Genomic DNA, 7,218 nt, shown 5'->3' with positions numbered 1-7,218 from the left:
ACGCGGGCGTCGATGTCGGCCTTCTTGCCGGCGCCGTTGACGATCGTGGTGTTCTCCTTGTCGATCATCACCTTCTTGGCGCGACCGAGCATCTGCAGCGTGACGTTCTCGAGCTTGATGCCGAGGTCTTCCGAGATGGCCTGGCCGCCGGTCAGGATCGCGATGTCCTGCAGCATGGCCTTGCGGCGATCGCCGAAGCCCGGAGCCTTGACGGCTGCGACCTTCAGACCACCGCGGAGACGGTTGACGACCAGCGTGGCCAAAGCCTCGCCTTCGACGTCCTCGGCGACGATGACCAGCGGCTTGCCGGTCTGCACCACGGCCTCGAGCAGGGGCAGCAGCTCATTCAGCGAGGAAAGCTTCTTTTCGTATATCAAGACGTAGGCGTCGTCCATCTCAGCGCGCATCTTATCGGCGTTGGTGACGAAGTAGGGCGAGATGTAGCCGCGGTCGAACTGCATGCCCTCGACGACGTCGAGCTCGGTCTCAAGCGACTTGGCTTCCTCGACCGTGATCACCCCCTCGTTGCCGACCTTCTTCATGGCGTCAGCGAGGAACTTGCCGATCTCGGCATCGCCGTTGGCCGAAATGGTCCCGACCTGGGCGATTTCCTCGTTCGAGGTCACCTTCTTGGAGTTTTTTTCCAGATCCGCAACGACGGCTTCGACCGCGAGGTCGATACCGCGCTTCAGATCCATCGGGTTCATGCCGGCGGCAACCGATTTAGCGCCTTCACGGACGATCGCCGCAGCCAGCACGGTCGCGGTGGTGGTGCCGTCGCCGGCAGCATCCGCCGCCTTCGACGCCACCTCCCGCACCATCTGGGCGCCCATGTTCTCGAACTTGTCCTCGAGCTCAATCTCCTTGGCGACGGCAACGCCGTCCTTGGTGATGCGGGGCGCGCCGAACGACTTCTCGAGCACCACGTTGCGGCCCTTCGGACCGAGGGTGACCTTCACCGCGTTGGCGAGGATGTCGACGCCACGCAGCATGCGATCGCGGGCATCGACACCCAGTTTGACCTCTTTAGCTGACATATTTTCCTCCTTGAATTGAAATTCGTCTCTCACCTGCGAGGCAGGGATGAGCGTTTGCGGCGGTCAGCGTTAGGCCGCCTTCTTGGAGCCGGCGACGTCGGTGAGAACACCCATGATGTCGCTCTCCTTCATGATCGGCAGGTCTTCGCCGTCGATCTTGACCTCGGTGCCCGACCACTTGCCGAACAGGACACGGTCGCCGACCTTGACGTCGATGGGGATCAGCTTGCCAGCTTCATCGCGGCCGCCCGGGCCAAAGGCGATGACTTCGCCCTGCGAGGGCTTTTCCTTGGCACTGTCCGGAATGATGATGCCACCAGCAGTCTTCTCTTCGGCGTCGATACGCTTGACCACGACGCGGTCGTGAAGCGGACGGAATTTCATGCGATCCTCCTTGGCTTTTGTGATTATCGTTGGATTGGCAGTCGCAATGAGCGAGTGCTCACCGCTTCTCACATAAGTCTGTGACACTCCCGCGCAAGGGCTTCGACCCATGTCGCCTGTTCGCCCTTGGTGTCTGAACCGTGCCCCTCACTTTGGCGCGGCTGTTTTGGGGGAGATCGGACGTGGCTGCGGGCATATTAAATCGACGCACCAACGCGGAAGTAGGTCCTAGTCCAGCACAGGCCCAATATGCTTTGATGCGCCGGTTAGGACTGAGACGCATGGGTGGCTGATGTACATCTTCATTCGAAAGTACACCAAGGTTCGTTCGGTTGCGGATGCTGCTCGCCGCGCCAAAAGCGGCATCGGTCAGATCCTAAGGGAATCGCCCGGATTCATATCTTATTACGTATTGGATGGGGGCGATGGCGTCGGTGTCGCTGTGATGATATTCAAGGACCGCGAAAGCGCCAATGCTGCGAACAATAAAGTGCTGGATTTCGTTCAAGCAAGCCTGCATGACCTTGATCTTGGAGACCCCGAAATCATCGCCGGGGAAGTTTTGTTGAAGATAGAATCTGATGCGTAAGTCTTTCGCGTGTCGGTTGTCGCGAGAGGACCGGACTTCTCCGCGTGCGGTCTCTACCGCCGCTCGGGACCCGAAGGCGACAGCCGGGAGGCCGATTTATAAGTGCAAACGACGCGTTCTTTGAAGCGATGCTCGTCGGCCGTAGGGGAGGCCTAAGAGGCTGCGGGAGTTCACAAACCTGTCGATCGACCGGAACAAGTGGTCGGCAGGGACGTGTCTTTCGACTAAGAACTAACAAAACAATGCAGCTTGTTCCTCCGTCCCGTCGACGTAAACGTTGACCCGGAAACGGCGACGGTCGACCGGCATGGCCAGTTCTGTTGCGGGAGGTGACAACATAGGCCTGTGGGGCAGCGTCGGCCCACCCAGCCGCGTTCCGCCGAGCTCGAGTTCCTGGCCCGGTCGTGCAGGACCGCGATCGCGGTATAAAAGGATCGCCGCTACGTCCGCGGCTGTCCGGGACAGCTTTACCTGTTCCAGCGCTCTTCCAACCTAGGGCGTCCTATCCATGCCCTGTTCAGGCACCGGGTTGTCCAGCCCAGCTGCGGCGTTCCCTGCAGTCGCGCTCGAGCTTCCTGGTAGGGGCCGACGTAGCGAAGCTGGGTCGGTATTTTGGGATAGATGCGACGTATTCGTGCAACGGCACGCTCTGCGGCCTTCCTGTCGCGCTCGTCACAGGCAAATCCGAAGCCGGCGCGCAATCGGTCCGGTAGCAGCTCGGCACTCAGCGTTTGATACCAGCGCGGCGGCCGCAACCATGGTCGCCCACCGGCGAAGATCTGTCGGGCCACCTCGCGCGCGGCGGTGCTGACGGACAATGTATCCGATTGCATCATCGCCGCGGTGTAGCCGGCGAACGCGTTCCAATCCGCCGGCAAGTCGCTCGACGTCAGCCCGAACAATGCCCCAAACAGCCGGCTCTCGGCCCAATAGCGCTCGCGCTCTTCGACCGTGAACGGAGGCAGGATCAGGTCGTGGACGGCCAGAGCGGTGTCGACGAGGGTCGCGTGAACCCAGCGCAACGCTGCGACCTCGTTGGCGCGGTAGGGCGAGCCGCTCGCGAACGGACCGATTGCTTCGGGCAGGCGGCCGACGATCATGGTATGGCGGTGGTGCAGGTGCCGGGCAGCGGTAAGGGCCGCATCGAGCGAGCCGAACACCATCGTAAACACTACGTCAAAGGTTCGATGGAAGCGACCGATCGGATCCGCGAAGGTTCGCGAGTGCTCGGCCACGGCGGCGGCGACACAAGGATGCGCCAGCTGAAGCAACAAGGCGCGACCGGCTCCCAAAAAGGTGACGGCTTCTCGGTCGATCCGCCAGGTCATCGACCCTGGACCAAAAATGCCCTCGACCGGTCCGGCGGCCCGAGCCCGGACGAAATCAAGAGCGAGCTCGAGGTCGCTTTCGGAGACCAAATGCGCACCTTCCGAAGCAGACAGGGGGGTATTCCACTGGTCCGTGCAGGCTATCGCAATTCAGCAAACCATAGCTCTCTCAACGTTGTCACATGATGTCCACCCGCGCGGAATACGGGGGGCCTGACATTTGGTCGCACCCCATGCGGGTAGGACTGAGCCGGGTGCAGCGGCTGCTACGGCACCGTTTGCTGAAGAAACTGCCCGCCGCCGCCGTCTTTCATACTCTCGAAAGCGTATTGTTTCGATCGAACGCGCTCACTCTGCAGCGCTGTCGTTCAGAGTATCTTGTTCTACGATTCAAAAACTCTCGAAACGAAGCGCGCGGAACGGTCATGACCGGCGCTGGGCTAAAACATTACGGCGCGCTCAAGAGCGTTTTTGATCTGCTCGACGCGATTGGCGGTCAGGCCATATTGCAGGTTGATCCCTGCGAGTGCCGCGAGGAACTGCCCCAGGTGGATGGCGGGTGCGCCAACCTGGCTTGCAAGCTGGCGAAGGCATGGTTTTATTCTCAAAATGATCTCGCCCCTCGCGCTCACAATCGTTTTGAAGGCGAATTTCCTTCGTCCCTACGCTCTTCGCCGCCGCCTTCGGAGGACAGGCGGTCTTGACCCGCCCGATCACTGGTTTGTTGGCGTGGCAAGCACTCGCTGAGGATCGAGCGTGAATCGGCGTGCTCGCAACGCCGGCAACTATAGGATGGACATCCTCGCTCCGCTTGCTAGCGGGACATTAAACATACTGCTCCAATTTGAGGTAATCGTCTGTGAGGACAGGGGAGCGGATGGAAGAAGCTGCGTTTTGAAGAAAGGCATTCAGAGTCCGACTAGCGCGAATGCGGCCTTCAAAACATAGGCGCGCCGGCGCGCGAGTGCGAAGAGTTGCGAATTCGGAACTGACCAGGTCAGCGGCGGCTGCGGCACAATCTGAGGCGGAGGAGCAACCAGCAGACATGACAGCTTGTGCCAGTCCTAGTGTGGTGAGCCAGCCCGCATAGATTAGCACCGCACCGTCTGTCTCGTTGAGCCCAGAGAGTTCCTCAATTGCAGCAGCATGGACTGGCGCCGCACCAAGAGACAGAAAAAGATCGGCTATTTCGTCACGTGTGGCTCTAGAGAGAAGGCAGCGGCCGAGATGTGATAGGAGCGTCTCGGTCGGACCTTCGAAGATACGGAGAATGCGGGCGTCTCGATAGATTTTAGCGACAGGCGTTCCCTCATCGTATCCACGGCCACCCAACAGTTGGACACATTGATCAGCGACGAGGCCGCACCACTCCGACGACAAAACCTTCGTTGCCGATGCAAGGTGGATGTTAGGCGCGCCCTGCGCTGAGACAAGTCGGCAGGAGGCATCCAGCATTGCCTTCACTACTTCGCGCCGGAGTACCATCTGCCCAAATAACTGTTCGATATAGCTGTTCTCAATCATCCGCAGCTTACCTAGTCGGCGATGGCTTGCATAAGAGGCTGCAACCTGGATAGCGCGCTCAAGGGCTCCAAGACCCATTGCCGCCACACCGATACGCCCGCGGTTCATGCTAGATGCTGCTGCTCCCCAGCCGTCTTGATCGCGAGAGAGCACGTAAGCGCTCGGTACCTCGACATCTTGGAACTCCAGAGTATTTTGGATAATGCCACGCAAACCCAGTGTGCGATGCTCGTGGGTGACTTTTAGACCCGGAGCCTGCCTATCAACCAATACACCAACGAGCCGACCTTTCGCATCTGGACCAGAGGCTCGGGCAAAGCAAACGATCCAGCGAGCCCAGTCAGCGAGGCCAATCCAGATTTTGCGGCCAGTGATGCGAACTCTATCTTCGTGCATAAAAGCCGAAGCCTCTATATGCCGCGGGGCAGAGCCAGCTCCAGGCTCTGTCAAAGCGAAAGCGCAAAGGTCGCCGCGTGTTGCCCCCCACATGACCTGCCTTTGTTCAGGGACGTGCGGCGCCGCTTCGATGCAGGGCAAGGCCAGGAAGTTATGGATGACGAGGGTAGAGGCAGCCGAGATATCAAAGGATGCGGTGGCGGAGATGAGGTCGATTGCCTCTTGCAAGGGAAGAGCTAATCCGCCGTGCTCTGCTTGTGTAGTGAGCCCGAACAGTCCATGCCTTGCAAATATGCTGTGTAGGGTGGGAGGGAATGCCCGACGGTCATCCGCATCCGCGAAATTCAACTGACTCAGGTCATCGATTAAACTGGAATATAGGGTAGGTGCAGCACCTTCAGCTGTACGTTCCTGCGACTCCCCGGATAGCGGGTAAAATTCAGTGTACATAGCCATTAAGCCGTAATGATTGAATGCGCTCTTCATGCCAATCATCCCCGTGGCTAGCTCGATTACACGTTGGTATATCGGGATGCGGGCGTAGTATACACGAGGTCTCAAAAGCGGATGACTCTCAAACTTTGGACTTGCAGAAAGATGCTTTGCTTGCTGCTGGCATCAAATCCGATCAGCTGACCGGGCTTCCGGCCGCCGCGATGATCGGCCGGAGCTGGCGGCTTGCCTGAAGGCGCTGCGCCCGGGCGACATCCTGGTGGTGTGGAAGCTGGATCTGCTTGGTCGCGATCTGCGCCATCTCGTCAATTCCGTTCACGACCTGGGCAAGCGCGGCATCGGCTTCCGCGTCCTGTGTAGTCAAGGTTCAGCAATCGAGAGCATCTCCCCACAGCGGCAAGTTTAATTTCGGCATATTCGCGGCGCTTGTGGAGTTTGAGCGCGACCTGATCTCCGAGCGCGCGCGCAGGGTTGGCTTCGGCCCGAACCCGCGGCCGGAAAAGGGGGACGCAAGTTCAGGATGATTCCGGCGAAGGTTCGAGTGGACCCAGGCTGGGATGGCTAACTGCAGTTTAAGATAGTCTAATCGGGCGGGCTTGCTCTCGCAGCCACACGCTAGGGCAATTCGATGCCCTGAACTGCTATCTGTGGATCGGCAAGCTCTTCGGGAAAGCAGGATCTGCAGAGACGATTGATGGGGGCGGTCAGAACAGCACGGAGCGACGATGCGGATAAAATCCCGCTGAGACCAGGATCTAGGTCAGGCCAGGCGCTTTCAAGACGATATATGCGAGTTCAATCGATCGGTTGCGAAAGAAAGATCGACACTTGGTCACGCCGACTTCGCCGCTTGTCATGTGAAGTCCGATGAACGGCGCGGCCACAATCGACACTGGCAGGCCCCCGAGCTGCGATTGGGCACAAAGAGGTCGTGATCCACCGAGGCAAGCTCACGCCCGGGTTCTGTAGGTCTTTGCGGAACAGCGGTATACCGTGGTGCCGCCTGCTGCGGCTGAGCACGCGTCGACGCGGTTTACTCTCCTGGTTCTTTCGCGGCAGAGGGCAGTTTGTGGTTCCCACTGGTGGAAGTGGAAATACAACAACTGGCAATGACGGAGTCGACAATAGATACGACGCCTATTTCAGCTTCGATTTTCAGAAGATCAATCCGCGTCGATCCAGGCCGCGCTCGGGGACCAGGTACATTGAATTCCTAGAGCTATTCACCAACCGTTCGGACGTGTCGCACTCGCCGATCGGTCGGCAGGTGTGCAGCACCTCAATCTTGTCGTCTAGGCAGTCTGGGCAGGGGTCCTTCATTGGAGGTGCCAAAACTGTCGACTGTTGCACGAGACTGTCCGGATCGCTTTTGGAACGCTCCTTTAGCAGCGTGAATGCGCGCTCCTGGTCTGCCTGATCTTCCGAAATAAGGAGAGGGTAGATCGTCGTATACACGTCCTGGGGAACGATCATCTCGCCCACGCCAGGTACGTCGATGATTGCGGGT

At 59.2% G+C, this 7,218-nt stretch carries 5 protein-coding genes and 3 pseudogenes; 3 read left to right on the top strand and 5 right to left on the bottom strand.

Features of this window, described 5'->3' with window-relative positions; genetic code table 11:
* Both groEL and AC1VNY_RS26065 read right to left on the bottom strand, forming a co-directional pair.
* Positions 1-1,037, bottom strand: a 1,037-nt coding sequence (groEL, locus tag AC1VNY_RS26070) for a chaperonin GroEL (protein ID WP_482407342.1), incomplete at its 3' end; no start/stop codon positions are given.
* A gap of 69 nt (positions 1,038-1,106) precedes the next feature.
* Positions 1,107-1,421 carry a co-chaperone GroES gene (locus AC1VNY_RS26065; RefSeq protein WP_482407341.1) on the bottom strand — a complete coding sequence of 105 codons (315 nt, stop codon included), beginning with the start codon at positions 1,419-1,421 and terminating at the stop codon, positions 1,107-1,109.
* A 292-nt stretch (positions 1,422-1,713) separates the two neighbouring features.
* On the opposite strand from AC1VNY_RS26065, the gene AC1VNY_RS26060 reads away from it, so the two are divergent.
* Positions 1,714-2,010 carry a hypothetical protein gene (locus AC1VNY_RS26060; protein ID WP_482407340.1) on the top strand — a complete coding sequence of 99 codons (297 nt, stop codon included), beginning with the start codon at positions 1,714-1,716 and terminating at the stop codon, positions 2,008-2,010.
* A 467-nt stretch (positions 2,011-2,477) separates the two neighbouring features.
* Here AC1VNY_RS26060 and AC1VNY_RS26055 read toward each other — a convergent pair whose 3' ends face one another.
* The 3 genes and pseudogenes from AC1VNY_RS26055 to AC1VNY_RS26045 all read right to left on the bottom strand — a co-directional run bounded on the left by AC1VNY_RS26055 (position 2,478) and on the right by AC1VNY_RS26045 (position 5,744).
* A complete protein-coding gene (locus AC1VNY_RS26055) occupies positions 2,478-3,428 on the bottom strand; it encodes an oxygenase MpaB family protein (RefSeq protein WP_482407339.1) in 951 nt (316 codons plus the stop codon).
* A gap of 380 nt (positions 3,429-3,808) precedes the next feature.
* Positions 3,809-3,922 (bottom strand): annotated as a pseudogene (locus tag AC1VNY_RS26050) (DUF932 domain-containing protein); the annotation flags it as partial.
* Positions 3,923-4,163: 241 nt separating this feature from the next.
* Positions 4,164-5,744 carry an acyl-CoA dehydrogenase family protein gene (locus AC1VNY_RS26045; RefSeq protein WP_482407338.1) on the bottom strand — a complete coding sequence of 527 codons (1,581 nt, stop codon included), beginning with the start codon at positions 5,742-5,744 and terminating at the stop codon, positions 4,164-4,166.
* A gap of 59 nt (positions 5,745-5,803) precedes the next feature.
* Between AC1VNY_RS26045 and AC1VNY_RS26040 the strand changes: the two are divergent.
* Positions 5,804-6,255: pseudogene (locus tag AC1VNY_RS26040) on the top strand (recombinase family protein); the annotation flags it as partial.
* 265 nt (positions 6,256-6,520) lie between these two features.
* A pseudogene (locus AC1VNY_RS26035) lies at positions 6,521-6,824 on the top strand (hypothetical protein); the annotation flags it as partial.
* Between the last annotated feature and the right edge of the window lie 394 nt (positions 6,825-7,218).

The organism is Bradyrhizobium ferriligni (genome assembly GCF_056837965.1).
The sequence above is the reverse complement of the archived record's forward strand: the minus strand, read 5'-3'. Positions and strand labels throughout refer to the sequence as shown.

Excerpts from the sequence above, each read along its gene's own strand:
- AC1VNY_RS26065 (WP_482407341.1), bottom strand. The coding sequence starts at position 1,421 with ATGAAATTCCGTCCGCTTCACGACCGCGTCGTGGTCAAGCGTATCGAC.
- AC1VNY_RS26045 (WP_482407338.1), bottom strand. The coding sequence starts at position 5,744 with ATGAAGAGCGCATTCAATCATTACGGCTTAATGGCTATGTACACTGAA.
- AC1VNY_RS26060 (WP_482407340.1), top strand. The coding sequence starts at position 1,714 with ATGTACATCTTCATTCGAAAGTACACCAAGGTTCGTTCGGTTGCGGAT.